The organism is Pseudomonas coronafaciens pv. oryzae str. 1_6 (assembly GCF_000156995.2).
Taxonomy (GTDB): domain Bacteria; phylum Pseudomonadota; class Gammaproteobacteria; order Pseudomonadales; family Pseudomonadaceae; genus Aquipseudomonas; species Aquipseudomonas tremae.
The window spans coordinates 1,053,024-1,077,598 of sequence record NZ_CP046035.1 but is presented as its reverse complement, the minus strand read 5'-3'; the positions used below and the strand labels follow the sequence as shown (position 1 = coordinate 1,077,598).

The 24,575-nt window shown below is 58.7% G+C and carries 27 protein-coding genes; 7 read left to right on the top strand and 20 right to left on the bottom strand.

The genetic code is table 11. The annotated features are described in order from the left end of the window. The first annotated feature begins 147 nt into the window (after positions 1–147). The 4 genes from POR16_RS04790 to POR16_RS04775 all read left to right on the top strand — a co-directional run bounded on the left by POR16_RS04790 (position 148) and on the right by POR16_RS04775 (position 3,669). Positions 148–1,962 carry a penicillin-binding protein activator gene (locus POR16_RS04790; protein ID WP_053480847.1) on the top strand — a complete coding sequence of 605 codons (1,815 nt, stop codon included), beginning with the start codon at positions 148–150 and terminating at the stop codon, positions 1,960–1,962. Beyond that, the gene (locus tag POR16_RS04785; RefSeq protein WP_005890153.1) at positions 1,962–2,333 is read left to right on the top strand and encodes a YraN family protein; all 372 of its coding nucleotides are present in this window, start codon (positions 1,962–1,964) and stop codon (positions 2,331–2,333) included. Before POR16_RS04790 ends, POR16_RS04785 begins: the two co-directional genes overlap by 1 nt. Before the next feature lie 167 nt (positions 2,334–2,500). Next, entirely contained in the window at positions 2,501–3,094 is a 594-nt protein-coding gene (locus POR16_RS04780; protein WP_024668808.1) for a phosphoheptose isomerase, read from the top strand. Further along, positions 3,091–3,669 carry a BON domain-containing protein gene (locus POR16_RS04775; protein ID WP_005890149.1) on the top strand — a complete coding sequence of 193 codons (579 nt, stop codon included), beginning with the start codon at positions 3,091–3,093 and terminating at the stop codon, positions 3,667–3,669. Before POR16_RS04780 ends, POR16_RS04775 begins: the two co-directional genes overlap by 4 nt. 47 nt (positions 3,670–3,716) lie before the next feature. On the opposite strand, the gene POR16_RS04770 is transcribed toward POR16_RS04775, so the two are convergent. The 4 genes from POR16_RS04770 to rplM form a co-directional block, all read right to left on the bottom strand. Beyond that, positions 3,717–4,127 carry a ClpXP protease specificity-enhancing factor gene (locus POR16_RS04770; protein ID WP_005890148.1) on the bottom strand — a complete coding sequence of 137 codons (411 nt, stop codon included), beginning with the start codon at positions 4,125–4,127 and terminating at the stop codon, positions 3,717–3,719. A 17-nt stretch (positions 4,128–4,144) separates the two neighbouring features. After that, positions 4,145–4,762: a glutathione S-transferase N-terminal domain-containing protein gene (locus tag POR16_RS04765; protein ID WP_005890147.1), complete on the bottom strand. Its 618-nt coding sequence runs from the start codon at positions 4,760–4,762 to the stop codon at positions 4,145–4,147. Between the two features lie 279 nt (positions 4,763–5,041). Continuing rightward, complete coding sequence (rpsI, locus tag POR16_RS04760; RefSeq protein ID WP_002555064.1) at positions 5,042–5,434, bottom strand: 30S ribosomal protein S9; 393 nt, start codon at positions 5,432–5,434, stop codon at positions 5,042–5,044. A gap of 14 nt (positions 5,435–5,448) precedes the next feature. Then, positions 5,449–5,877 (bottom strand): 50S ribosomal protein L13, encoded by a 429-nt coding sequence (gene rplM, locus POR16_RS04755; RefSeq protein ID WP_002555065.1) that lies wholly within the window; start codon positions 5,875–5,877, stop codon positions 5,449–5,451. Between the two features lie 493 nt (positions 5,878–6,370). On the opposite strand from rplM, the gene POR16_RS04750 reads away from it, so the two are divergent. Further along, positions 6,371–7,291, top strand: a complete 921-nt coding sequence (locus tag POR16_RS04750) for a GlxA family transcriptional regulator (protein WP_162010123.1) — start codon at positions 6,371–6,373, stop codon at positions 7,289–7,291. Positions 7,292–7,310: 19 nt separating this feature from the next. On the opposite strand, the gene zapE is transcribed toward POR16_RS04750, so the two are convergent. The 3 genes from zapE to POR16_RS04735 form a co-directional block, all read right to left on the bottom strand. Beyond that, positions 7,311–8,405, bottom strand: a complete 1,095-nt coding sequence (gene zapE, locus POR16_RS04745) for a cell division protein ZapE (protein WP_005890143.1) — start codon at positions 8,403–8,405, stop codon at positions 7,311–7,313. A 61-nt stretch (positions 8,406–8,466) separates the two neighbouring features. After that, positions 8,467–9,816: a tryptophan--tRNA ligase gene (locus tag POR16_RS04740; protein WP_005890142.1), complete on the bottom strand. Its 1,350-nt coding sequence runs from the start codon at positions 9,814–9,816 to the stop codon at positions 8,467–8,469. 39 nt (positions 9,817–9,855) lie between these two features. Next, positions 9,856–10,485, bottom strand: coding sequence for an alpha/beta hydrolase (locus POR16_RS04735; protein WP_005890141.1), 630 nt, complete (start codon positions 10,483–10,485; stop codon positions 9,856–9,858). Between the two features lie 145 nt (positions 10,486–10,630). Between POR16_RS04735 and POR16_RS04730 the strand changes: the two genes are divergently transcribed. Next, positions 10,631–11,074, top strand: coding sequence for a Z-ring associated ZapG family protein (locus POR16_RS04730; RefSeq protein WP_005890140.1), 444 nt, complete (start codon positions 10,631–10,633; stop codon positions 11,072–11,074). A gap of 340 nt (positions 11,075–11,414) precedes the next feature. On the opposite strand, the gene cysN is transcribed toward POR16_RS04730, so the two are convergent. From cysN to POR16_RS04715, 3 genes are all read right to left on the bottom strand, one after another. Then, a complete protein-coding gene (gene cysN, locus POR16_RS04725; RefSeq protein WP_005889075.1) occupies positions 11,415–13,313 on the bottom strand; it encodes a sulfate adenylyltransferase subunit CysN in 1,899 nt (632 codons plus the stop codon). Positions 13,314–13,325: 12 nt separating this feature from the next. After that, positions 13,326–14,243 (bottom strand): sulfate adenylyltransferase subunit CysD, encoded by a 918-nt coding sequence (gene cysD, locus POR16_RS04720; protein ID WP_005889074.1) that lies wholly within the window; start codon positions 14,241–14,243, stop codon positions 13,326–13,328. A gap of 144 nt (positions 14,244–14,387) precedes the next feature. Further along, on the bottom strand, positions 14,388–15,146 hold the full coding sequence (locus POR16_RS04715; RefSeq protein WP_005889073.1) for a Nif3-like dinuclear metal center hexameric protein: 759 nt from the start codon (positions 15,144–15,146) through the stop codon (positions 14,388–14,390). Between the two features lie 111 nt (positions 15,147–15,257). Between POR16_RS04715 and algW the strand changes: the two genes are divergently transcribed. Beyond that, complete coding sequence (algW, locus tag POR16_RS04710; RefSeq protein ID WP_005889072.1) at positions 15,258–16,418, top strand: Do family serine endopeptidase AlgW; 1,161 nt, start codon at positions 15,258–15,260, stop codon at positions 16,416–16,418. Positions 16,419–16,542: 124 nt separating this feature from the next. Here algW and hisC read toward each other — a convergent pair whose 3' ends face one another. From hisC to POR16_RS04655, 10 genes are all read right to left on the bottom strand, one after another. Further along, positions 16,543–17,595: a histidinol-phosphate transaminase gene (hisC, locus tag POR16_RS04705; RefSeq protein WP_005889071.1), complete on the bottom strand. Its 1,053-nt coding sequence runs from the start codon at positions 17,593–17,595 to the stop codon at positions 16,543–16,545. Further along, a complete protein-coding gene (gene hisD, locus POR16_RS04700; RefSeq protein WP_005889070.1) occupies positions 17,595–18,941 on the bottom strand; it encodes a histidinol dehydrogenase in 1,347 nt (448 codons plus the stop codon). Before hisD ends, hisC begins: the two co-directional genes overlap by 1 nt. A 123-nt stretch (positions 18,942–19,064) precedes the next feature. Further along, positions 19,065–19,700 carry an ATP phosphoribosyltransferase gene (hisG, locus tag POR16_RS04695; protein ID WP_005889068.1) on the bottom strand — a complete coding sequence of 212 codons (636 nt, stop codon included), beginning with the start codon at positions 19,698–19,700 and terminating at the stop codon, positions 19,065–19,067. A 150-nt stretch (positions 19,701–19,850) separates the two neighbouring features. Then, positions 19,851–21,116: a UDP-N-acetylglucosamine 1-carboxyvinyltransferase gene (murA, locus tag POR16_RS04685; protein ID WP_005889067.1), complete on the bottom strand. Its 1,266-nt coding sequence runs from the start codon at positions 21,114–21,116 to the stop codon at positions 19,851–19,853. 22 nt (positions 21,117–21,138) lie between these two features. Continuing rightward, complete coding sequence (locus POR16_RS04680; protein ID WP_005889065.1) at positions 21,139–21,378, bottom strand: BolA family protein; 240 nt, start codon at positions 21,376–21,378, stop codon at positions 21,139–21,141. Positions 21,379–21,492: 114 nt separating this feature from the next. Beyond that, on the bottom strand, positions 21,493–21,798 hold the full coding sequence (locus POR16_RS04675; RefSeq protein WP_005889063.1) for an STAS domain-containing protein: 306 nt from the start codon (positions 21,796–21,798) through the stop codon (positions 21,493–21,495). After that, positions 21,795–22,445 (bottom strand): MlaC/ttg2D family ABC transporter substrate-binding protein, encoded by a 651-nt coding sequence (locus tag POR16_RS04670; protein ID WP_005889061.1) that lies wholly within the window; start codon positions 22,443–22,445, stop codon positions 21,795–21,797. Before POR16_RS04670 ends, POR16_RS04675 begins: the two co-directional genes overlap by 4 nt. Before the next feature lie 10 nt (positions 22,446–22,455). Further along, a complete protein-coding gene (gene mlaD, locus POR16_RS04665) occupies positions 22,456–22,923 on the bottom strand; it encodes an outer membrane lipid asymmetry maintenance protein MlaD (protein WP_005889059.1) in 468 nt (155 codons plus the stop codon). Continuing rightward, positions 22,923–23,720 carry a lipid asymmetry maintenance ABC transporter permease subunit MlaE gene (gene mlaE / locus POR16_RS04660; RefSeq protein WP_005889057.1) on the bottom strand — a complete coding sequence of 266 codons (798 nt, stop codon included), beginning with the start codon at positions 23,718–23,720 and terminating at the stop codon, positions 22,923–22,925. Before mlaE ends, mlaD begins: the two co-directional genes overlap by 1 nt. After that, positions 23,720–24,529 (bottom strand): ATP-binding cassette domain-containing protein, encoded by an 810-nt coding sequence (locus POR16_RS04655; protein ID WP_005889055.1) that lies wholly within the window; start codon positions 24,527–24,529, stop codon positions 23,720–23,722. Before POR16_RS04655 ends, mlaE begins: the two co-directional genes overlap by 1 nt. Positions 24,530–24,575: the final 46 nt, after the last annotated feature.

The following is a 24,575-nucleotide window of genomic DNA, read 5'->3' as shown; positions in this document are numbered from 1 at the left end:
ACGGCATCCCTCTCGAATTGAACGATTTGGCCGACAGATGACCTTAACGCGGCCAATATCATGGCTTTAAACACCTTCGACGTCGCACCCCGGCCAGCGCTTGGGTACAATTCTCCGTTAATTCGCTCGAGTCTCAGGAACATACCAATGATCGCTTGTCTGCGGCTGCTCTCTGCCCTCTGCCTCGCTGCCCTCCTAGCAGCGTGTGCCAGCTCGCCCTCGTCCAGCCTTGGCGAGCTGCCTCGTACCCCTGACGCCAGCATCGAGCAATTGCTCGATCAGGCCGCCAGCGCCAAAACACCCGAGCAGGCCGCAACGCTGCGCTTGAGTGCCGCCGACCTGGCCAGCCGCCAGAATGACGCAGGACGCGCTGCGCAAATCCTCGGACAGGTACAACTCGATCAGCTCAAACCCGGCCTTCAGGTGTATGCCAGCACGCTGTCCGCCGAACTGGCGATGGGCCGCAATCAACCCAAAGCGGCACTGACAGCGCTAAATCACCCAAGCATGCAGCGCTTGGGTGAACTGTCGGTCGAGCAGCAGGTTCGCACACACATGGTCAAAGCCCGCGCACTGGAAGCCGATAACCAGATGCTGGCGGCCGTTCATGAGCGGGTCTATGCAGGCCCGCTACTGCAAGGCGCGGACGCCAGCGCGAACAACGACGCGATCTGGACACTGGTCTCCGCCCTTCCAGCCGACCAGCTGCAAAGCACAGCAACCGACGACCTGGGCGGCTGGCTGAACCTTGCACGCTCGATCAAAGGCGCTGGCACGCTGGAGCAACAGCAAACCGCCATCGACAACTGGAAAGCGCAAAACCCGAAACACCCCGCCGCACTGCAATTGCCCACCGCACTTGCGAAACTGCGCGCTCTGACCAGCGAGCCAATTACTAAGATAGCGTTGCTGCTGCCGCAGGATGGCCAACTGGCAGCGGTTGCCAAGGCGCTTCGTGAAGGCTTCATGGCGGCGCACTTCCAGGCGCAGCAGGCCGGAGAGAATCCGCCCGCCATCCAGGTCTTTGACAGCTCGCGCGTCACGTCCATGGATGAGTTCTACCGCCAGGCTCAGGCCGCAGGCGCGCAACTGGTCGTCGGCCCGCTGGAAAAGAATCTCGTCAAACAACTGAACAGCCGCCAGCAACTGCCGATTACCACCCTCGCCCTGAATTACAGCGACACCAGCACCGAAGGCCCTGCGCAGCTGTATCAGTTCGGCCTCGCCGCCGAAGACGAAGCACGCGAAGTGGCCCGTCGCGCCTGGGCTGATGGCAAGCGCAGCGCCGTTGCGATGGTGCCGAAGGGTGAATGGGGCGACCGCGTTCTGGATGCGTTCCGCAAGAGCTGGCAGGCCAAAGGCGGCACCCTGATCGCTGCCGAGCACGTTGATCAGCCTGTAGAACTGGCCCAACAGGTTGCCGACCTGTTCCAGCTGCGCAACAGCGAAGGCCGTGCCCAGCGCCTGCAAAGCACAGTTGGCACTCAGGTTGCCGCTCAGCCAAGCCGTCGCCAGGACATCGACTTCATGTTCCTTGCCGCAACACCCCAGCAAGCGCAACAGATCAAACCGACCATGGTCTTCCAGTACGCCGGTGACGTTCCGGTCTACGCCACTTCGCACCTGTTCACCAACAGCAATGATCACGCGCAGTACATGGACCTCAACGGTGTGCGCTTCTGCGAAACGCCCTGGTTGCTCAATGCCGATGACCCGCTGCGCCAGCAGGTCACCGCTCAATGGCCACAAGCAGCGGGCAGCCTCGGTCGCCTCTATGCAATGGGCATCGACGCCTATCGTCTGGCTCCGCGCCTTGGCCAGCTCAAGGCAATGCCAGAGAGCCGCATCGACGGCCTGTCCGGCAGCCTGAGCATGAACCCGGATCGCCGCATCGAACGCCAACTGCCTTGGGCAGAGTTCGTGGACGGCAAAATCCAGCGCCTGCCGGACACAGCCCCTTGATGCAACGCGGCACCCGCCAGCAAGCAGGGCGCGAGGCAGAAGCCTACGCCCTGCAGTATCTGCAACAGCAGGGTCTGCGCCTCATCGAACAAAACTGGTTGTGCACACGCGGCGAGCTTGATCTGGTCATGCTTGATGGCGATACAGTAGTATTCGTCGAAGTTCGCTACCGCCGCCATTCCGGATGGGGCGGCGCGACGGAAAGCGTCGATTTTCGCAAGCAAGGTAAACTCGTCATCGCCGCGCAGCTTTTTCTGCAACATGCACCAGGCTGGGCCAGCCATCCCTGTCGTTTCGATGTGATCGCCATTGAGGGCGACCCTGGCAATGCTGCACCGTTGAACTGGATCAAAAGCGCGTTCGACAGCTGACATGCTCGACGCACGACAGCCTGAGCGCGCTGACGACATGTGCCAGGCTTTTACCTTCATTGATTTCGCTATTTGTTTTGCCGGCTGCACACCGTGTGTGCCGGATAGCGTCCGGGAGAGCCCGGCGCGTCCGCCCCGCCGCCGTACGCTCTAATAAGGTCACATTGATGGACATGCAATCCCGAATTCGCCGGCTGTTTCAGGCCAGCATCGAAACCAAGCAACAGTCGATGGAAGTCCTTGCACCCTTTATCGAGCAAGCCAGCCAGGTGATGGTCAATGCCCTGCTCAATGAAGGCAAGATGCTCGCGTGCGGCAACGGCGGCTCGGCGGGCGATGCGCAGCATTTTTCCTCGGAACTGCTCAACCGCTTCGAGCGCGAACGGCCCAGCCTGCCTGCCATCGCACTGACCACCGACAGCTCGACGATCACCTCGATCGCCAACGATTACAGCTACAACGAAATCTTCTCCAAACAGATTCGCGCACTGGGTCAGCCGGGCGATGTGTTGCTGGCGATTTCCACCAGCGGCAATTCGGCGAATATTATTCAGGCCATCCAGGCCGCACATGATCGTGAAATGATTGTCGTAGCATTGACGGGACGCGACGGCGGCGGAATGGCCTCGCTGCTGCTGCCCGAGGATGTAGAAATACGCGTACCGGCCAACGTCACAGCACGTATACAAGAAGTCCATCTGCTGGCGATCCATTGCCTCTGCGATTTGATCGACAGCCAACTGTTCGGGAGTGAAGAATGACCCCTAATCGTCTCAGCCTACTGGTTCTGACACTGTGCCTCAGCATCACCGGATGCAGTTCGGTGATCACGGCCTCACGCGACAAACCGATCGAAGACGATCGCGGCACGCGTACCTTTGGCAGCAAGATCGATGACTCACTGATCGAAACCAAAGCAGCAGTCAACATCTCCAAGGCCAACCCGGACCTGGCCGAAGGCTCGCACATCGTCGTGACCAGCTTCAACGGCATCGTGCTGCTCGCCGGCCAGACACCGCGAGCCGACCTCAAGGCCATGGCCGAACAGGCCGCCAGCTCGGTCCAGCGCGTCAAGAAGGTCAACAACGAACTTCAGGTCATGGCGCCATCGTCCTTGCTGGCACGTAACAACGATGCCTGGCTGACCACCAAGATCAAAGCCGAGATGATCGCCGATGCATCGATCCCCGGCTCACGCATCAAAGTGGTGACCGAGAACGGTATCGTATTCCTGCTGGGCCTGGTGACCCAGGACGAAGCCAATCGCGCCGCCAACCTTGTACAGGGCGTTTCCGGCGTGCAAAAGATCGTCAAACTGTTCGAGTACATCGACTGACGCCCAAAAGGCAGACGTGAAAAAGGCGATCCGAGGATCGCCTTTTTTTATTTCACCACTTTCAGACTCGGCCTGCCGCTTGGACGCGGCGGCTCGCTGTCTGGCGGCGTATCGTCTTCGATCTCGACATCATCAGCCTCTTCCATGGAAGGCTCCAGATCGAAAACCATGCCCTGCCCATTCTCCCGGGCATAAATACCCAGAATGGCGGCAACCGGCACGAAAAGCGTATGCGGCACGCCGCCGAAGCGGCCTTCAAAGCTGACAGCTTCGTTATCCATGTGCAGATGACGCACTGCACTGGGCGACACGTTCAGGACAATCTGACCATCATTGGCAAACCCCTGCGGGACCTGCACAGCGGGATACTCCGCATTGACCAGCACATGCGGGGTGCAATCGTTATCGACGATCCACTCATAGAGAGCGCGAACAAGATAAGGGCGACTGGAGTTCATTAACGGCTCCTTAAGCCTTAGCGCATTTCACGTTCGGCAGCAGACAGACTCGCCTGAAAAGCCTCACGCGCAAATTGGCGCTCCATGTAATCAAGCAACGGCTTGGCAGGCCGCGGCAGTTCAATACCCAAAATCGGCAAACGCCAGAGTATGGGGAGTAGACAGCAGTCAACAAGACTTAGCTCGTCGCTCATGAAAAAAGCTTTTTCCGCAAACAGCGGGGAAACCCCCGCCAGACTTTCACGCAGCTCCTTGCGCGCCTGAACACGGGCCGGCTCTTTGCTGCGCGAGTCGAGAATCAGATCGACAAGACCGCACCAGTCACGCTGAATGCGATGAATCAGCAGACGGCTGTTGGCACGAGTGACAGGATAGACAGGCAATAAGGGTGGATGCGGATAACGCTCATCCAGGTATTCCATCACCACCGTCGACTCGTACAACGCCAGGTCACGATCGACCAGGGTAGGTACGCTGCCGTACGGATTGACTTCAATGAGCTGCGGCGGGTGACGACCTGCAACAACCTCAATGATTTCGGCGCTGACACCTTTCTCCGCGAGCACGATGCGCACGCGATGGGAATAGTGGTCGGCGGGGTCGGAGTAACAGGCCAACCGGTTGGTCACGCCCATGGCGATCCTCCTCGCTTGTTAAAATTTATCGGACAGACGAACGAACGCGCCTCATGGGCGCCTCCGATAATGAACGCAACAGGACAGGTGTTCGTCGCGGGCGACAAGATAGCTCATTTAGCGAAGTAAATTCTGTAATCTTCGTCGACAGGCGCATAAACATCGCAATATCCACGTTGAACGCCCACCTTGGAAATACCTGACCAGTAAAAACCACACCCATAAAAAAACGCCCAGCCCCGCGAAGGGCTGGACGTTCTTTCTTGAACGAAGAGCGAATTAACGCTTCGAGTACTGCGGACGCTTACGCGCCTTACGCAGACCGACTTTCTTACGTTCAACTTCACGAGCATCGCGAGTCACGAAGCCTGCTTTACGCAGAGCACCGCGCAACGTCTCGTCGTACTGCATCAGAGCGCGAGTTATACCGTGGCGGATTGCGCCAGCCTGACCACTTACGCCGCCACCGATAACGGTGACGTAGATGTCGAACTTTTCAACGGTCTCGGTCAATTCCAGCGGCTGACGAACTACCATGCGGGCAGTTTCGCGGCCGAAGAAATTGTCCAGGGAGCGGTTGTTGATCGAGATGTTACCAGTACCCGGACGCAGGAAAACGCGAGCGGTTGCGGTCTTGCGACGGCCAGTGCCGTAATTTTGAGTCGCCGACATAATGAACTATTCCGTTAAAACTTCAGTTCTTGGGGCTGCTGAGCAGTATGAGGGTGTACAGCGCCCGCATAGACTTTCAGCTTACGATACATGTCGCGACCCAGCGGGTTTTTAGGCAGCATGCCTTTGACCGCGGTCTCGATCACGCGCTCAGGAGCTTTGGCGATCAGCTTTTCGAAGTTGATCGACTTGATCCCGCCCGGAAAACCGGAGTGTGAGTAGTAGATCTTGTCGGTGGTCTTGGCACCAGTAACGCGGATCTGCTCGGCATTGATCACGACGATGTAGTCGCCGGTGTCAACGTGCGGAGTGTATTCCGGTTTGTGCTTGCCACGCAGACGGCTCGCGATTTCGGTGGCCAGACGACCCAGGGTCTGACCAGCAGCGTCGACGACGAACCAGTCGCGCTTAACTGTTTCCGGTTTAGCAGTAAAAGTTTTCATTCTTTATAGCCTCAGGGGCCGCCCTGAAAATTAGACGGCGGATCTTACTGAATAGTGCGTACTTTGACAAGTCAAAGGCAGCCGGAAACAGACGCTATCGGGGGCTCGGGTCAGCGCGTCCGTTATACGGCAAGATTCTTCGGCAGACGGCGCATCACTTCCACTGCAAAGAGCTGGCGAATTATACAGACTGGGCAAATAACCTCAACCGGATTTTTTGTTCACACTCTGTTTATTGCCCGCGAGGTGGTTATTGGCGGATATTCACCGGATTAGCACAAGGCCATCATCGCAGGTCCGCAAGGGCCGCACCGTGAGGCCACTGGACACGCCTGGCAAAAAATAAGACGATCCAGCCGCTGCTTGACCATTTACCCATATAAGAATAACGATTATGCCGATCCGACACGCCACCCCTCTGCGCCGCGTCAGCATCCTGACCACCGACAAGATGTTCGCGTCGACTGTCATGCAGGCCAAGGACTTCTTCCATCTGGCCAGCCTGCGCTACAGCAAGCAATTGGGCCATGGCCTGATACCCGCCTTTGAAACGCGCCTGATCAGCCCGGACGGCCAGCCCGTCAACAGTTTCAGCGACGTAACGCTGCCGGTCGACGGCGCGCTTTGCCAGAGCGACATAATCGTCATCCCGGCGTTCTGGGACGACTTCGACACGCTTTGCCAGCGCTATCCGCAGGTACTGCCCTGGCTGCGCGAACAGCACGCCAATGGTGCTGTGATATGCGGCGAGGCCACGGGGGTCTACTGGCTCGCCGAGGCCGGGCTGCTGGATGGCAAGGAAGCCACGACCTATTGGCGCTTCTTCAGTGCATTCGCCGAGCGCTACCCCAACGTGCTGCTCAATCAGGATAAACACCTGACTGACGCAGACAACGTGTACTGCGCAGGCGGAACCACATCAGCCTGCGATCTGTATATTTACCTGATCGAGCGATTCTGCGGTGCCAACGTCGCTCAGGCTGTAGCCCGGGATATTCTTTATGAAGTGCGCCGCACCTACTCGCCCGGCCGGATCGGCTTTGGCGGGCAGAAGCTGCATCAGGATGTCGTGATTCTGCAGATCCAGCACTGGCTCGAAGACCACTTCGCCGACAAGTTCCGCTTTGAAGACGTGGCCCGCGAGCACGGCATGAGCATTCGCAATTTCATGCGCCGCTTCCAGACTGCAACAGGTGACAAGCCGCTGCATTACCTGCAAAGACTGAGAATAGAAACGGCAAAAGGGTTGTTGTCAGGCACTCGAAAGAGCATCAAGACCATCAGCTATGAGGTGGGCTATGACGACGCCAGCTTCTTCGCGCGCCTGTTCCGCCAGCACACCGGGCTGTCACCCAATCAGTACCGGCAGCAGTTCGAGAGCCCCAGGCTTAACGCTGTCAGCGAAAAGCCTTAGCCAGATCTCTTAAGGCGATTCAGGCCCTGTGCGCCCGCGAGAGGAACTCGTGGGACTGCATTTCCAGCAGACGGCTGAGCGTGCGCTGGAACTCGAACATCAATCGACCGCCGGTGTACAGGTCCTTCAGCTCGACTTCAGCCGAGATGATCAGCTTGACGTTGCGATCGTAGAACTCGTCGACCATGTTGATGAAGCGTCGGGCGATGTCATCGGTGGCAACGTCCATCTGCTCGACACCGCTGAGCAGCACGGCGTGGAATATCTTGCCCAGCTCGATGTAATCGTTCTGGCTACGAGGGCCGTCGCACAGCTCGCGAAAATCGAACCACGCAACGTCGTCACAAGTGCGCAGGGCGCGAATCTCGCGATTTTCGATCATCAGCACATCGTTTTCGATGGTCTCGGCGCAATCCGGCGTCAGCGCCTTGAAGCTCTTGCGCATGCTTTCCTGCGCGGCCTCATTGAGCGGGAAGTGGAACAGCTCGGCCTGCTCGAGGTGACGCAGACGATAGTCGACACCGCTGTCGACGTTGACGATATCGGTGTTCTGCTTGATCAGCGCAATGGCCGGCAGAAAACGCGCACGTTGCAGGCCGTCCTTGTACAGACCATCGGGAACGATGTTGGACGTTGCCACCAGCGTCACGCCATTTTTGAACAGCTCTTCCATCAGCGTGCCGAGAATCATGGCGTCAGTGATGTCGGAGACAAAGAACTCGTCAAAGCAGATGACTCGCGCCTCGTCGGAAAAACGCCTGGCGATGATCGTCAGCGGGTTTTTCTCGCCCTTGAGGGTCTTCATCTCTTCGTGTACGCGCTTCATGAAACGGTGGAAGTGGGTACGGACCTTCTCCTTGAATGGCAGCGCTTCGAAGAACGTATCAACCAGATACGTCTTGCCGCGACCCACGCCACCCCAGAAATACAGGCCTTTGACCAGAGTCGGCTCTTTCTTGCCGAACAGCTTGCCGAACAGGCCAGGCTTGCTGTCGTGAGCGGCGACCAGATCGTCGTACAGGCGCTGCAGATGACGCACGGCGTTTTCCTGCGCGGCATCATGGAAGAAGTCCGGGCGTTTCAGATCAGCTTGATATCGTTCTAGGGGCGTCATATTCGTTAGCAGGGCAACAAAAACGGGTCGTCACTGTAGCGACGACCCCAGGGATTGGCAATCAGTCCTGTTGAGGAGCGAGTGCCAGCTTGAGGGTCTGAATGGCGTTGTCACGCGCAGCAGCATCGGCGAATACCGGGCTATCGGCCACACATTCGCCATCCAGCCACAGGGTAAAACGGTCGTTTTCACTGCGCAGGTCGAGCTCGGCTCCCTGCTGCAGTTGCTTGCTGACAAGGCCGGCAGCCTTGCCGTCTGCGAAATTGCGCGACAACAGCAACTGCTCGCCATCAGCCGCCAACAGGCGAAAACGGAAGCTGCCGTCGTCTTCACGGAAGCTGACGAAACGAGCGCCCCTGGCGGTTTTTTTCTTGCCGGTGTCGGCGTTCTGCACGACGGTACGAAACGAGCGCAGGCCAACGGCCTCACGCAACTCCTCAAGGAACGGGGTAGCAACGCGACGGGCTTTCTGGGCACCGGCGAGCAGGATGTCTTCGAGGTCAGCCGGGCGTTCGATCAGCCCCAAGTAGTTCTCACGCGCTTCGCTCAACTGCGCATCGAGCAGGGTGAACAGGCGATTCTTCGCCTCACCCCACCCCAGGCCCTGCAACAGGTCGGAACGGAACCCGGCGCACTGCTCGGGCGTCGAGAACGCCTCATACAGGGTGAACAGGTGGGAGTTGTCCGGGTCCTTCGCTTCGCCGGGCGCGCGCGAGTCAGTGACGATGCGCGAGATAGCGTTTTTCATCTCCTTGGCGCTGCTGAACAACGGAATGGTGTTGTCGTAGCTCTTGGACATCTTGCGCCCGTCCAGCCCCGGCAGCGTGGCAACGCTCTCCTCGATCAGCGCTTCGGGCATGACGAAGAACTCTTTGCCATTGCCGAACAGGTGGTTGAAGCGCTGACCGATGTCACGGGCCATTTCCACATGCTGGATCTGGTCGCGACCCACCGGAACCTGATGCGCATTGAACATCAGAATGTCGGCCGCCATCAGCACCGGATAGCTGTAAAGGCCCATGGTGATGCCCGCGTCCGGGTCTTCGCCGCCCTCCACGTTCTTGTCTACCGAGGCCTTGTAAGCATGGGCGCGGTTGAGCAGGCCCTTGGCCGCCACACAGGTGAGCAGCCAGGTCAGTTCCGGAATTTCCGGAATGTCCGACTGGCGATAGAAGGTCACGCGATCAACATCAAGACCGGCTGCCAGCCAGGTCGCTGCGATTTCCAGACGCGAACGCTGAATGCGCAACGGGTCATCGCACTTGATCAGCGCGTGGTAATCGGCCAGGAAATAGAACGAATCGAAATCACTCTGGCGACTGGCAACGATAGCCGGGCGAATCGCGCCCGCGTAGTTGCCCAGATGGGGAGTGCCGGTGGTCGTGATACCGGTCAGGATACGAGTGGTCATGGCAAGTCGCTTATCTAAAGGATGCAATACGGGCTGCAATCAGTTGGGAAGTCGCGGCAAGAGCAGATCTTTCAGATCAGTCAGCTTGCCGTGAAAAAAGTGTCCGCATTCTGCCACTTTCAGCAGCTCATGGGGGCGCTGCAACGCGGCAGACCACGCATAAACCGTTTCAGGGTCAATGACTTCATCAGCCTCTGGCTGAATGATCGTCAGCGGGCAGGTCTGTGGCAGCACACTTTGATCCTCGAGCCGTGAGGCCGCTGCCGCAATCAGAAACAGGTGCGTCAGTTTTTCACCCTGCGCCTCGAGCCTTCCGCCCAGATTTGCGGCAACATAACCGCCGAACGAAAAGCCGAACAGCGTCATTGGCAGATCAGGGTGTTGCGCTCTTAACCATTGAGCTGCGGCCTGAGCATCATCGATCTCGCCAGGCCCGGCAACCGAGGTACCGGCACTGGCACCCACGCCGCGATAATTGAAGCGTAACGTGATAAGGCCCTGGTCCCGTGCGGTACGCTGCAACGTCGACACGACTTTATTGAGCATCGTTCCGCCCTGGATCGGGTTAGGATGACAGATCAGCGCAACGCCTCGAGCGTCGGGCACATCCTGATACAGCGCTTCGAGCTGGCCTTCTGGGCCATCGATAAATAATGGGGTTTCACGCATGAGCAAAACAGAACTCCGTGACCTCGAAATGGGTCGACTCGTCTAGCTGATTGTCTGCGACTTGCATATCAACGACACGTCGCGGGTATACAGCGCAGGTTCGAGCCGTTAACGTAAAGCAAAGCCGTTTATAGAGGAAGGACTCGTGGAACACTCGCTCTTAGTCTGGTTGTTGCCGACACTCGCCCTGGTGGCAGGTGTCGTCATTGGTTTCCTGGTGGCACGCCTGCTGCCCAACACCGTTCCGAACAGCACCCAGCGCCAGCTGGACAACATTCAGGAACGTTTCGATACCTATCAGAACGAGGTAGTCACGCATTTCAACAGCACGGCCAACCTGGTGCAAAAGCTTTCGCAGAGCTATCAGGATGTTCAGGAACACCTTGCCGAGGGCGCCAACCGCCTGGCGCTTGACGAGCTGACACGCCAGCGCCTGCTCGCAGCCCTGCACCCTGAGGCCAATCATGCGCACCGCGATCATCGCGACCGCCTGACCCCTCCGCGCGATACCGAAACGCCGAAGGATTACGCGCCCAAGTCGCCTAATTCTCCTGGCATGCTCGACGAGCATTACGGTTTGAAAAAGTAAGCGTTACCGCAACGCAAAAGCCCGCCGCAGAGAACACCTGCGACGGGCTTTTTTGTGGAAGTAAAAACTGCATCGGCTGCTGTACGCAGGGCGTGGGAACTTCAGGAGGTTACGACGGCTGCGATGGGCTGCGAAGCGGCCCTGAAACGAGCCACCTTGGTTGTGCCTGATGTGCCGTAGACACCGATGTTGCTGCCGATTCCCGGCAATTCGCGGACAAGTCCGCTCCTACAGCAGTTCGTCGCCAAACCCACTCCCACAAGATTGTGTGTAGGAGTGAGCTTGCTCGCCAAGGCGCCAGTACAGACGCTAGAGACTACCGGCCTGTCAACCGGCAGAACTAGATCGCGCCGCGGCTACGCAGCAGGTCCAGCACCTGCCTGACGCTTTCTTCCACGCTGAGTGTCTGCGTATCGACCACCAGATCGGCATTCAGTGGCACGTCATACGGGAAGGACTCACCAGGAATGTTGTCGCCATCAGCAGCGTACAGGCCTTGCGGGTCACGTTCACGGCAGACAGTCGGGGATGCCTGAACATAAACGGTGATCAGACGATCCTTGCCGATCAGCGCCTTGGCACGCTCGCGCCCCTCGGCATCCGGCGCGACAAAGGCAGCCAGTGTCAGCAGCCCCGCTTCATTGAACTGACGCGCCACGTGGGCGGCACGGCTCCAGTTTTCGGTACGACCGGCGCGATCCTGCGGCAAGCCCTTGTTCAGGTCATGACGCAGGTTCTGGCCGTCCAGCACGAACACCGCACGGCCCATGTCGAACAGCTTGCGCTCGACCGCGTACGCCAGCGTGCTTTTGCCCGCGCCAGACAAGCCACTGAACAGCACGGTGGCTGGCTGCTGACCGAAACGCTGTGCACGCTCCTCGGTAGAAACGTGAGCCAGCTCGCCATGATGCTGCGAACCGCCGCCCGACACAGGCTTGGCGATGATCATGCCTGCCGCGACAGTGCCATTGGTCAGGCGATCGATAACGATAAACGAGCCCGTGGTGCGGTTGCTGCTGTAACCATCCAGCGCGATAGGCGCGTCCAGGCTGACTTTGACACGACCGATCTCGTTCAACTGCAACGAGCTGGCAGGGCCTTCTGCCAGCGTGTTCACATCGACCCGATGGGTGATGCTGGCAATCGAGCCCGGCACATAGCTGGTAGCGCGCTTGATGTCGTATTTCTTGCCCGGCAGCATCGGTTCTTCAGCCATCCATACCAGCATGGCGTCGAACGCATCGCTGACCTGCGGGACATTGTCGGCATGCACCAACAGGTCGCCGCGAGAAATATCGATTTCGTCTTCCATGGTCAGCGTCACGGCTTGACCCGGCCCCGCCTGTTCCAGCTCGCCTTCGAACGTGACAATGGACTTCACGCGGCTGCTTTTGCCTGAAGGCAGCACCACGATCTCGTCGCCCTTGTGCACGATGCCGCTGGCGAGCGTGCCGGCGAAACCACGGAAATTGAGGTTCGGGCGGTTGACGTACTGCACCGGGAAGCGCAGGTCGGTGTAGTTACGGTCGTTGGCGATTTCGACGGTTTCTAGGATTTCCATCAGCGACTGACCGGTATACCAAGGCGACCGTTCGCTCTTGTTCACCACGTTGTCGCCTTTAAGCGCCGACATCGGCACAAAGGCCATCGTGGTCGGCTTGAAGGCGATGCCTTCAGCGAACTTCAGGTAATCAGCCTTGATCGACTCGAACACGCTTTCATCGAAGCCGTTGAGGTCCATCTTGTTGATGGCCACGACGATGTGCTTGATGCCCAGCAGCGACGCGATATAGCTGTGACGACGCGTCTGGGTCTGCACGCCATAGCGCGCATCCACGAGGATGATCGCCAAGTCGCAGGTCGACGCGCCGGTGGCCATGTTACGGGTGTATTGCTCGTGGCCGGGCGTGTCGGCAATGATGAACTTGCGCTTCGCCGTGGAGAAATAGCGATAAGCCACATCGATAGTGATGCCCTGCTCCCGCTCGGCCTGAAGGCCATCCACCAACAACGCCAGATCGACATCGTCGCCGGTAGTGCCGGACTTCTTCGAGTCACGGGTAATGGCTTCCAGGTGATCTTCGTAGATCATCTTCGAGTCGTGCAGCAGACGCCCGATCAGCGTGCTCTTGCCGTCATCGACGTTGCCACAGGTTAGAAAGCGCAGCATTTCCTTGCGTTCGTGCTGGCCCAGATAGGCGAGGATGTCCTCGCTGATCAAATCAGATTGATGCGACATGTGACATCCTCCTTAGAAATAACCCTGACGTTTCTTTTCTTCCATCGAGCCGGCGCCGTCATGGTCAATGACCCGGCCCTGGCGTTCGGAAGTTCGCGTCAGCAGCATTTCCTGGATGATATCGGTCAGGCTGGTCGCATCGGACTCGACTGCACCGGTCAGCGGGTAGCAGCCCAGCGTACGGAAGCGGACCTTTTTCTTGACGATGCGCGACTTCTCTTCATCGGTCAGATGCTCGAGGATCCGATCGTCGTCGATCATGATCAGCGTGCCGTTCTTCTCGATCACATCGCGTTCGGCGGCGAAATACAGCGGCACGATCGGGATGCCTTCGAGGTAGATGTACTGCCAGATGTCCAGCTCGGTCCAGTTGGACAGCGGGAACACGCGGATCGACTCGCCCTTGTTGACGTTGCCGTTATAAACATTCCACAGCTCGGGACGCTGGTTTTTAGGGTCCCAACGGTGCTTGCTGTCACGGAACGAATAAACGCGCTCTTTGGCCCGGGACTTCTCTTCGTCGCGACGGGCACCGCCGAATGCGGCGTCGAAACCATGCTTGTCCAGCGCCTGCTTGAGGCCCTCGGTCTTCATGATGTCGGTGTGCTTGGCACTGCCGTGGGTGAACGGGTTGATACCCTGCGCCACGCCGTCGGGGTTGATATGGGTGATCAGGTCCAGGCCCATCTCTTCGACCATCTGGTCACGGAAGCGATACATCTCCTGGAATTTCCAGCGTGTATCGACGTGCATGACCGGAAACGGCAGTTTGCCCGGGAAGAATGCTTTGCGCGCCAAGTGCAGCATCACGGCCGAATCCTTGCCGATCGAGTACAGCATCACCGGGTTATCGAACTCGGCGGCGACCTCGCGGATGATGTGGATGCTTTCCGCCTCCAGCTGTTTCAGATGCGTCAGTTTGTCAACCATGGCTACTCACGTTCGTTATGGGCCGGAAAACCGGGGCGGCCTGCGGGCCGTATTCGAGCCGGGCACTTTAACATGCGTGATATCGCTATTCAGCGATGCATCTAGATCGAAACGATCTATGCATATGCCCCGCTGATTGATCAGTCAGATCGGGTTCGGGCAGTCGATGAAGATATGCTCCAGGGCGAAACGGCGGGCCAGATAATCCCCCAGCGCCTGAACACCATAGCGCTCAGTAGCGTGATGACCGGCGGCGATAAAACTGATGTCGTTTTCCCGAGCACTGTGAAAGGTCTGCTCCGACGCTTCGCCACTGAGAAAAAGGTCCACGCCCTCAAGCACAGCCTGATCGATATAGCCCTGCCCGCCTCCGGTGCACCAGCCGACACGACGAACCATCGGGCTGCCCTCCACAAGCAACGGCTCGCGCCCCAGCGCATCCTGTACACGACGGGCGAAATCACGCGGGGTCATGGGCTCTGCCAAGGAACCGACCAGTCCGACAACGCGCGCGTTTTCCGGATCAAGCGGCCCTTCGACCGTAATGTCCAGCTGACGGGCGAGTTGCACGTTATTGCCCACCTCAGGATGCACATCCAGCGGCAGGTGATAGGCCAGCAGACTGATGTCGTGCTTGAGCAAGGTCTTCAGGCGACGCTGTTTCATGCCGACGACACAGGGGTTTTCGCCCTTCCAGAAATAACCGTGATGGACCAGGATCAGATCCGCCTGGGCGTCGACCGCGGCGTCCAGCAATGCCTGGCTGGCCGTCACGCCACTGACGATGCGCATGACCTGCGGGCGCCCCTCGACCTGAAGACCGTTGGGGCAGTAATCCTGAATCCGGGCGCTGTTCAGATAGCGGTCGGCTTCTTCGACCAGAGTGCTGAGAGCAACAGCCATAAAAGACTCCTAAATATGCAGTTCAGAGCTGCGTTGTACTCGTATAATGCCCGCCATTATGGCGCACCCGTGGCTAAACTTTCTGCGCCCGCAACCATCAGGACTTGTTCAATGCTCAAGGCACTGCGCTTTTTCGGCTGGCCATTGCTGGCCGGCGTGCTTATCGCCCTGCTGATTATTCAGCGCTATCCTCAATGGGTCGGCCTGCCGAGCCTGGACGTCAATCTTCAGCAGGCGCCACAGACCACCAATGTCATGCAAGGTCCGTCTTCATATGCCGATGCGGTAATCGCCGCAGCACCGGCAGTGGTCAACCTCTATACCACCAAGATGGTGAACAAAGGCAATAACCCTCTGTTCGAAGACCCACAGTTCCGGCGCTTCTTCGGCGATAACACGCCCAAGCAGAAACGTATGGAGTCAAGCCTCGGCTCTGGCGTGATGATGAGTCCCGAAGGCTATATCCTGACCAACAACCATGTGACCACCGGTGCCGACCAGATTGTGGTGGCGCTCAAGGATGGCCGCGAAACCGTCGGCAGGGTGATCGGCAGCGATCCGGAAACCGATCTGGCGGTACTGAAGATTGACCTGAAAAACCTGCCAGCGATCACCATCGCACGCTCCGACGGCATTCGCATCGGTGATGTCGCTCTGGCCATCGGCAACCCGTTCGGCGTCGGCCAGACCGTGACCATGGGCATCATCAGCGCTACCGGGCGCAATCAACTGGGCCTCAACACTTACGAAGACTTCATTCAGACCGACGCCGCCATCAACCCCGGCAACTCGGGCGGCGCCCTGGTAGACGCCAGCGGCAACCTGATCGGCATCAACACTGCGATCTTTTCCAAATCGGGTGGTTCTCAGGGTATCGGCTTTGCCATTCCGACCAAGCTTGCGATGGATGTCATGAAGTCGATCATCGAACACGGCCAGGTCATTCGTGGCTGGCTGGGCATCGAAGTTCAACCACTGACGCCGGAGCTGGCCGAGTCGTTCGGATTGAAAGATCGCCCCGGGATCGTAGTGGCGGGCATCTTCCGCGACGGACCGGCGCAGAAGGCCGGGCTGCAGCTGGGTGACGTGATCCTGAGCATCAACGGCCAACCCGCCGGTGACGGCCGCCGCTCCATGAACCAGGTGGCGCGCACCAAGCCCAAGGACAAGATTGCCATCGACGTGATGCGCAACGGCAAGGAAATGCGCCTGAGCGCCGAAGTCGGCCTGCGTCCACCGCCTGCGCCTACCCCTGCAGAAGCGCCGGAGTAATGCGCTAGCGGCTGAAGCCCATGCTCCGCGCTTGGTGTTGTGCACAAACCCGCTTTTGATTCTGCCCGCTAACCAGCGGGCAGAAGCCTGAAGGCCCCGTTTCAGGGCTGATCGGCGCTACCCCTTAAATCCCGCTCAGGCCCTCCAGCAAAGCCTGATGCTGCTCTGGCGTACCAATGCTGATACGCAGGAACTGGGCAATACGTTGCTGCTTGAAGTGGCGCACGATCACGCCCTGCTCGCGCAGCTTTGCAGCCAGCGCAGCAGCGTCGTGTTGCGGATGGCGGGCGAAGATGAAGTTGGCAGCCGAGGGCAGCACTTCAAAGCCTTTGTCCTGCAACTGCTCGACCAGCGCTTCACGACTTTCGATGACCTTGTCGCGCGTTGACTCGAAATGCTCGCGGTCGTCGAAAGCTGCCGCGCCACCTGCGTTGGCCATACGGTCCAGCGGGTACGAGTTGAAGCTGTTCTTGACCCGCTCCAGCGCCTCTATCAGGTCGGGATGCCCTACCGCGAGACCTACGCGCAGACCGGCCAGCGAGCGCGATTTGGACAAGGTCTGGGTGACCAGCAAATTGGGATAACGATCGACCAGCGTGATCGCAGTCTCGCCACCGAAGTCTATATACGCTTCGTCAACGACGACCACGGAGTCCGGGCTGGCCTTGATGATCTGCTCGACCTTGTCCAGACCCAGCAGGCAACCGGTGGGTGCATTCGGGTTGGGGAAGATGATCCCGGCGTTCGGCCGGGCGTAGTCTTCGGCACGGATCTGAAACTGCTCGTCCAGCGCCACCGTTTCGTAACCAATGCCATACAGGCCGCAATAAACCGGATAGAAGCTGTAGCTGATGTCCGGAAACAGCAGCGGCGCGTCGTGCTGAAACAACGCATGAAAGATGTGCGCCAGCACCTCATCGGAGCCGTTGCCGAGAAATACCTGATTGGGCTGAACGCCGTAATAACCGGCAACAGCGTGCTTGAGCAGGTCGCTATTGGGGTCGGGATACAGACGCAAGTCGTCGGTCAGCACCGCACGCATGGCCTCGATAGCCTTGGGCGACGGACCGTAGGGGTTCTCGTTGGTGTTGAGCTTGACCAGCTTGCTCAGCTTCGGTTGCTCGCCCGGCACGTAAGGCACGAGACTGCTGACGAAAGGGCTCCAGAATTTGCTCATTATTTGCCGTCCTCGATGTTGCCAGCTTTCCAGTCAGGGTCAGTGATTCGGTATTCTGCGCTGCGGGCGTGGCCGCTCAATGACTCACCACGCGCCAGTACGGACGCTGTCTTGCCCAGCTCGGAGGCGCCCTGCGGCGAGCAATAGATGATCGACGAGCGCTTCTGGAAATCATACACACCCAGTGGCGATGAGAAGCGTGCCGTGCCGGAAGTCGGCAACACGTGGTTGGGGCCTGCGCAATAGTCACCCAGCGCCTCGGAGGTGTGTCGCCCCATGAAGATCGCACCCGCGTGGCGAATATACGGCAGCCAGGCTTCAGGGTCGGCGACGGACAACTCCAGGTGTTCAGGCGCGATACGGTTTGCCACTTCGATGGCTTGCGCCATGTCCGCCACCTTGATCAGCGCGCCACGGCCATTGATCGAGGTTTCGACAATCGCCGCCCGGTCCATCGTCGGCAACAGCCGGGTGATGCTGGCGGCTACCTTGTCGAGGAACTCTGCATCCGGGCTGACCAGAATGGCCTGGGCGTCTTCGTCGTGCTCGGCCTGGGAAAACAGGTCCATGGCGATCCAGTCAGGGTCGGTCTGACCGTCACACACCACTAGAATCTCGGACGGACCCGCGATCATGTCGATACCGACCTGACCGAATACATGACGCTTGGCCGTGGCGACATAGATATTGCCAGGGCCGACGACCTTGTCGACTTTCGGCACGCTTTCAGTACCGTAGGCCAACGCCGCAACGGCCTGCGCACCACCAATGGTGAATACGCGATCCACACCGGCGATGCACGCTGCCGCCAGCACCAACTCGTTGATTTCACCACGCGGTGTCGGCACGACCATCACTACTTCGGTCACACCGGCAACTTTCGCCGGGATGGCATTCATCAGCACTGACGAGGGGTAAGAGGCCTTGCCTCCCGGTACATAAAGACCTGCACGATCGAGCGGCGTGACCTTCTGGCCCAGCACCGTGCCATCGGCCTCGGTGTAGCTCCAGGAGTCCTGCTTTTGCTTCTCGTGGTAGCTGCGCACGCGCTCCGCAGCCTTTTCAAGAGCTTCGCGCTGCACCGGTGTGATGCGGGTCAATGCCAGTTCCAGACGTTCGCGCGGCAAAATCAGGTCGGCCATCGACGCAACCTGCAGCCCGTCGAACTTCTGGGTGAATTCGACCAGCGCAGCATCGCCCCGCTCACGCACAGCCTTGATGATATCGAGCACGCGCTGGTTAACCGAGTCGTCAGACACACTCTCCCAGCTCAGCAGATGATCCAGATGTCGTGCGAAATCCGGGTCAGCAGCATCGAGTCGGCGAATTGCAGTGGGAGTGGTCATAACAGGGCCTCAATAATTGGCGGATGCTCAGGAGCCTAAAGCTACCAAGCTATCCGCGCAGGCACCTGAGAAATTTGGCTATGACACGGATCGCTGGACGCAACTCGAAGTTGCGTGGAGGGATCAGCTGCGGTGTCGAGACTCGACAGCCTTGCGCAAGGTGTCGATAAGGGCCTGGATGCGGGCGTGCTGCATTTTCATGGAAGCCTTGTTCACGACCAGCCGCGAGCTGATGTGAGCGATCAGCTCCTGCGGCTCTAGACCGTTGGCCCGCAAGGTATTGCCGGTGTCGACCACGTCGATGATCTTGTCTGCAAGACCGATCAACGGTGCCAGCTCCATGGAGCCGTAAAGCTTGATGATATCGACCTGACGCCCTTGCTCGGCATAGTAACGCTTGGCGACATTGACGAACTTGGTGGCCACGCGCAGGCGCCCCTTGGGCTCCACCGCGCCGATGGCACCGGCAGTCATGAGCCTGCACTTGGCGATCTGCAGGTCCAGCGGCTCATACAGGCCCTGGCCGGTGTATTCCATCAACACATCCTTGCCCGCGACGCCCAGGTCGGCGGCACCATGCTCGACATACGTCGGCACATCGGTGGCACGCACGATCAGCAGACGCACGTCAGCCTGAGTCGTGGGGATGATGAGCTTGCGACTCTTGTCCGGATTCTCGGTCGGCACGATGCCAGCTTCGGCGAGAAGCGGCAGGGTGTCGTCAAGAATGCGGCCCTTGGACAGTGCGATGGTCAACATGGGAAACGTCAGTCCTTATCAGGAAACCTTTGTCACGACGCAAACGGCGTGTGACAACCCTCGGCCCGAGGTCCGAGGTGAAACGAATCAGAAATCACACCCGCGACAGAACAGGCGGCCCCATGCCTTTGGCATCAGGGCCGCAGGTTGCTAGCCCGGAACGCGGCGGATCTTGGCGCCCAGCATTTGCAGCTTCTCTTCGATGCACTCGTAACCACGGTCTATGTGGTAAATGCGATCGATCAACGTGTCGCCCTGAGCGACCAGCGCAGAAATCACCAGACTGGCCGATGCACGCAAGTCGGTCGCCATGACTGGCGCGCCCTTGAGCACTTCGGTACCGGTCACGATTGCAGTGTTGCCTTCGACCTGGATCTGGGCGCCCATACGGTGCATTTCATACACGTGCATGAAGCGGTTTTCGAAAATGGTCTCGATAACCGCGCCTGTGCCTTCGGCAATGGCATTGAGCGAGATGAACTGCGCCTGCATGTCGGTAGGGAACGCCGGATAAGGCGCAGTGCGCACGTTGACGGCCTTCGGACGCTTGCCGTGCATGTTCAGCTCGATCCAGTCTTCACCGGTCGTGACTTCGGCACCGGCTTCCTGAAGCTTGAGCAGCACTGCTTCGAGGATGGTCGGATCGGTGTCCTTGACCTTGACGCGACCACCGGTAACGGCAGCGGCCACCAGGTAGGTGCCGGTCTCGATACGGTCAGGCATGACCTTGTAGGTGGCTGACCCCAGACGCTTGACGCCATCGATAGTGATGGTGTCGGTGCCTGCGCCGTGAATTTTTGCACCCATGGCGATCAGGAAGTTCGCCAGATCGACAACCTCAGGCTCGCGAGCGGCGTTCTGAAGTACGCTACGGCCGTTGGCGAGGCTGGCAGCCATCATGATGTTTTCGGTACCGGTCACACTCACGGTGTCGAAGAAGAAGTGCGCACCGCGCAGACCGCCCTCTGGGGCCTTGGCCTTGATGTAACCACCTTCGACATCAATGATCGCGCCCATGGCCTCGAGGCCACGGATGTGCAGGTCGACCGGTCGCGAGCCAATGGCACAGCCGCCTGGCAGGGCCACTTCGGCCTCGCCAAAGCGGGCGACCATAGGCCCAAGCACCAGAATCGACGCACGCATGGTTTTCACCAGTTCGTACGGAGCCACCAGGGTCTTGATGGTACGAGCATCGATCTCGACGCTGAGTTTCTCGTCGATCACCGGCTCGATACCCATGCGACCGAACAGCTCGATCATAGTGGTGATGTCGTGCAGGTGGGGCAAGTTTTGAACGGTGACTGGCCCATCAGCCAGCAACGTGGCGGCAAGGATCGGCAGGGCAGAGTTCTTTGCCCCGGAAATGCGAATTTCGCCATCAAGACGAACGCCGCCGGTAATAATCAATTTATCCATTAGAGTCTCGACACCAATTGGCTCAGGTACGCTCGGCCCACGCAGCGCGGCTGAAAAATTTCATGGTCACCGCGTGGATGCTGCCATCGGCAATCCAGGGGTTCAGATGGGTGTAAATCTGCTGCTGACGCTTGACCGGGCTCAGGCCGGCCAACTCGTCACTGATGATATTCAGCTGGAAGTTACAGCCTTCGCCTTCGACTTCCACCTTGATTTCCGGCAGCTTTCCTTCAAGGAAGCTTTTAACTTCTACAGCCTGCATGCTTAACCTCGATCGGCGCTGTACGCGCGCGGCTCGGCCATCATACAAAAAAGCCCATGTTATGCGAAGCCCGACGAACGGGTCCCGGATAAAGGGCTTTCTCGATGATGCCTGTCAGTGGGTATCCAGTAGCTCGGTAAGACCTGAAACACGGGCTATCTGGCGCATGTCTTCAGGCAGCGAGCGGACTGTAATCGACTTGCCTGCATCTCGTGCATCGCGCATGAAAGCAAGCAGCAATGCCAATCCTACACTGCTGGACTTCTCGACACCGGAACAATCAAGCGTCAGCTCGGGCAGGTCACCGGATTTGATCAGTGCCGCACCCTGCTTGCGCAATTGCGGTCCGGTACGATAATCCAGCACCCCGATCAGCTTCAACTCGCCCGGGCCGGCCAGACGAACAGCGGCCTCGCTCATTGTGCCGGCTTCTGCGATGCGTCAACGGTGGACTTGGTCTTGGCAACCTCGCCCGCCCAGTTGTTGATCGTGGTGTCCAGATTATTGCCATTACGCTGCATGGCGTCGGCGAACTGATCACGGAACAGCTTGCCGATGTTGATACCGTTGATCACAACGTTACGGACTTTCCACTCGCCGTTCAGCTTCACCAGCGTGTAGGAAACCGGGTAAACGGCACCGTTGGAGCCCTTCACCTGCATGTCCACGCTGGTACGGTCGTCGCCTTCATCCTTGGCTGGCGCAACGGTGATGCCCTGATTGTTGAATTCAAGCAGTGCGTTTCCGTAGAACTGCATCAGGCTGCGCTTGAAGTTCTCTTCGAAGCGCTTTACTTGCTCAGGCGATGCCTTGCGCGAGTACTTGACGGTCATGATGCTTTTGGAAATGCCATCCGCATCCACCACCGGGCCCACAATGCGGTTCAGCGCATCGTAGAACGCGCTCGGGTTGGACTTGTACTCTTCACGATTGGTCGCGAGATCACTCAGCAGTTCCTTGGTGGTGCGTTCCACCAGATCATGGGCCGAGGGGGTCGCCGCAGCGTTGGCCAGCATAGGCAAAGCGGCCAGCAACACCAGCAGACCACGGCGCAGAATAGAGATCATTTGAAGCTCCTCACTTGGCGTCTTTACTTACTGTATTGAGCAGGAATTTTCCGATCAGGTCTTCAAGTACCAGAGACGATTGCGTGTCATGGATGGTCCCGCCATCCTTGAGAAGCTTGTCATCGCCGCCAACACTGATGCCTATGTACTTTTCACCCAGCAGCCCGGCGGTCAGAATCGACGCGGTCGAGTCCGAAGGCAGGTTGTCGACCTTTTTCTGTATTTCCAGAGTGACGCGACCGGTAAAGGTGTCGCGATCCAGATCGATCGCGGTCACCTTGCCGACAGTCACGCCAGCCATGCTGACCTTGGCTCTGACAGTCAAACCGGCCAGATTGTCGAAGTAGGCATAAAGTTTATAGGTGTCGGTGCTCGCGCTTGTGCTCAGACCACTGACTCGCAGGGCCAGCAGCAGCAGAGCCAGTATCCCGGCCAGCAGGAAAAGGCCGACACCGGTTTCGATGGCACGGTTTTGCATCAGAAATCTCCAAACATCAAGGCGGTCAAAATAAAGTCCAGTCCCAGCACGGCCAAGGAGGCATATACAACCGTCCTGGTTGTCGCGCGGCTGATCCCCTCGGAAGTAGGGTCGCAGTCATACCCTTGGAAAACGGCAATCCATGTCACCACGAAGGCAAATACGACGCTTTTGATCACCCCATTGAGCACATCGTTCGTGAAAGAAACGCTGTTCTGCATGTTCGACCAGAAAGAACCGTCATAGACTCCCAGCCAATCTATCGCTACCCAGGAAGCGCCCCAGATACCCACCACGCTGAAAATCATCGCCAGAATCGGCAACGAGATAAAACCGGCCCACAAGCGCGGCGCAACGATGTATTTGAGCGGATCGACGCCGATCATCTCAAGGCTCGACAATTGCTCGGTGGACTTCATGTTGCCGATCTCGGCGGTCAGTGCAGACCCTGCGCGACCGGCAAAGAGCAAGGCTGTGACCACCGGTCCCAGTTCGCGCAGCAACGTCAGGGCGACCATCTGACCGACGGCCTGCTCGGAACCGTATTTGGCAAGAATGCTGAAGCCCTGCAGCGCCAGCACCATCCCGATGAATACGCCGGAGACCACGATGATGACCAGAGACATCACACCGACGGAATACAGCTGCTTGATCAACAGCTGAAAACTGCTGCCAGCACCACCACGCCCCAGCAGGGCATGCACCAGAAAAAGGCCGGAGCGGCCCAGAACAGCAACGATATCGATGGCCGAACGTCCAAGCAGACGAACCCGGTCCATCAGTGACTTATTGCGCATCAGCGCTTCCCCAAAAGATCTTCGCGAAAATCCGGCGCCGGATAATGGAACGGCACAGGGCCATCGGGCTCGCCGGTCATGAATTGACGAATACGCGGATTGTCCGAGGACATCAGTTCCTGTGGCGTACCCTGCCCCAGCACTTGTCCATCGCCCACAACATAGAGATAGTCGGCGATGCTCGCCGTCTCGCTGAGGTCGTGAGACACCACGATACTGGTGATCCCCAACGCATCATTGAGCAGGCGGATCAGGCGCACCAGCACCCCCATTGCAATCGGGTCCTGCCCGACGAAAGGCTCGTCGTACATCAGGATCTGCGGGTCAAGGGCAATCGCACGAGCCAGCGCCACACGACGTTTCATGCCACCCGACAGCTCATCGGGCATCAGCTCTACCGCGCCGCGCAGGCCTACGGCCTGAAGCTTGAGCAGAACGATGTCGCGGATCATCTCTTCCGGCAGTTCGGTGTGCACACGCAATGGAAAGGCGACGTTTTCAAAAACGTCGAGATCGGTAAACAGCGCGCCGCTCTGGAACAGCACGCCCATCTGCTTGCGCGCGTCGAACAGGTCGCTGCGCGAAAGATCGGGCAGGTTCTGGCCGTTCACCCACACCTGGCCGGCGCTCGGGCGCAACTGAGCGCCCATCAGGCGCAGCAAGGTAGTCTTGCCACAGCCAGACGGCCCCATTATTCCCGTGACCTTGCCGCGTGGAATACGAATATCGACGTCATTAAAAATGGTGCGCGTACCGCGTTTGAAAGACACACCTTTCAACTCGACCGCATAGGCGTCATCAGAACTCATCTAAACTCCTTGCGATACAGCATCCGCCCTCGGCCACTGAACAGTG

What these genes read in the sequence shown, in the direction of transcription:
- mlaE (WP_005889057.1), bottom strand. Translation starts at nt 23,720, where the DNA reads ATGCGCAATAAGTCACTGATGGACCGGGTTCGTCTGCTTGGACGTTCG.
- hisG (WP_005889068.1), bottom strand. Translation starts at nt 19,700, where the DNA reads ATGTTGACCATCGCACTGTCCAAGGGCCGCATTCTTGACGACACCCTG.
- POR16_RS04775 (WP_005890149.1), top strand. Translation starts at nt 3,091, where the DNA reads ATGACCCCTAATCGTCTCAGCCTACTGGTTCTGACACTGTGCCTCAGC.
- POR16_RS04680 (WP_005889065.1), bottom strand. Translation starts at nt 21,378, where the DNA reads ATGCAGGCTGTAGAAGTTAAAAGCTTCCTTGAAGGAAAGCTGCCGGAA.
- POR16_RS04735 (WP_005890141.1), bottom strand. Translation starts at nt 10,485, where the DNA reads ATGCGTGAAACCCCATTATTTATCGATGGCCCAGAAGGCCAGCTCGAA.
- rplM (WP_002555065.1), bottom strand. Translation starts at nt 5,877, where the DNA reads ATGAAAACTTTTACTGCTAAACCGGAAACAGTTAAGCGCGACTGGTTC.
- POR16_RS04765 (WP_005890147.1), bottom strand. Translation starts at nt 4,762, where the DNA reads ATGGGCGTGACCAACCGGTTGGCCTGTTACTCCGACCCCGCCGACCAC.
- POR16_RS04770 (WP_005890148.1), bottom strand. Translation starts at nt 4,127, where the DNA reads ATGAACTCCAGTCGCCCTTATCTTGTTCGCGCTCTCTATGAGTGGATC.
- POR16_RS04670 (WP_005889061.1), bottom strand. Translation starts at nt 22,445, where the DNA reads ATGATCTCTATTCTGCGCCGTGGTCTGCTGGTGTTGCTGGCCGCTTTG.
- POR16_RS04785 (WP_005890153.1), top strand. Translation starts at nt 1,962, where the DNA reads ATGCAACGCGGCACCCGCCAGCAAGCAGGGCGCGAGGCAGAAGCCTAC.
- POR16_RS04740 (WP_005890142.1), bottom strand. Translation starts at nt 9,816, where the DNA reads ATGACCACTCGTATCCTGACCGGTATCACGACCACCGGCACTCCCCAT.
- algW (WP_005889072.1), top strand. Translation starts at nt 15,258, where the DNA reads ATGCTCAAGGCACTGCGCTTTTTCGGCTGGCCATTGCTGGCCGGCGTG.
- zapE (WP_005890143.1), bottom strand. Translation starts at nt 8,405, where the DNA reads ATGACGCCCCTAGAACGATATCAAGCTGATCTGAAACGCCCGGACTTC.
- murA (WP_005889067.1), bottom strand. Translation starts at nt 21,116, where the DNA reads ATGGATAAATTGATTATTACCGGCGGCGTTCGTCTTGATGGCGAAATT.
- POR16_RS04790 (WP_053480847.1), top strand. Translation starts at nt 148, where the DNA reads ATGATCGCTTGTCTGCGGCTGCTCTCTGCCCTCTGCCTCGCTGCCCTC.
- rpsI (WP_002555064.1), bottom strand. Translation starts at nt 5,434, where the DNA reads ATGTCGGCGACTCAAAATTACGGCACTGGCCGTCGCAAGACCGCAACC.
- hisC (WP_005889071.1), bottom strand. Translation starts at nt 17,595, where the DNA reads ATGAGCAAATTCTGGAGCCCTTTCGTCAGCAGTCTCGTGCCTTACGTG.
- cysN (WP_005889075.1), bottom strand. Translation starts at nt 13,313, where the DNA reads ATGTCGCATCAATCTGATTTGATCAGCGAGGACATCCTCGCCTATCTG.
- POR16_RS04780 (WP_024668808.1), top strand. Translation starts at nt 2,501, where the DNA reads ATGGACATGCAATCCCGAATTCGCCGGCTGTTTCAGGCCAGCATCGAA.
- cysD (WP_005889074.1), bottom strand. Translation starts at nt 14,243, where the DNA reads ATGGTTGACAAACTGACGCATCTGAAACAGCTGGAGGCGGAAAGCATC.
- hisD (WP_005889070.1), bottom strand. Translation starts at nt 18,941, where the DNA reads ATGACCACTCCCACTGCAATTCGCCGACTCGATGCTGCTGACCCGGAT.
- POR16_RS04655 (WP_005889055.1), bottom strand. Translation starts at nt 24,529, where the DNA reads ATGAGTTCTGATGACGCCTATGCGGTCGAGTTGAAAGGTGTGTCTTTC.
- mlaD (WP_005889059.1), bottom strand. Translation starts at nt 22,923, where the DNA reads ATGCAAAACCGTGCCATCGAAACCGGTGTCGGCCTTTTCCTGCTGGCC.
- POR16_RS04675 (WP_005889063.1), bottom strand. Translation starts at nt 21,798, where the DNA reads ATGAGCGAGGCCGCTGTTCGTCTGGCCGGCCCGGGCGAGTTGAAGCTG.
- POR16_RS04715 (WP_005889073.1), bottom strand. Translation starts at nt 15,146, where the DNA reads ATGGCTGTTGCTCTCAGCACTCTGGTCGAAGAAGCCGACCGCTATCTG.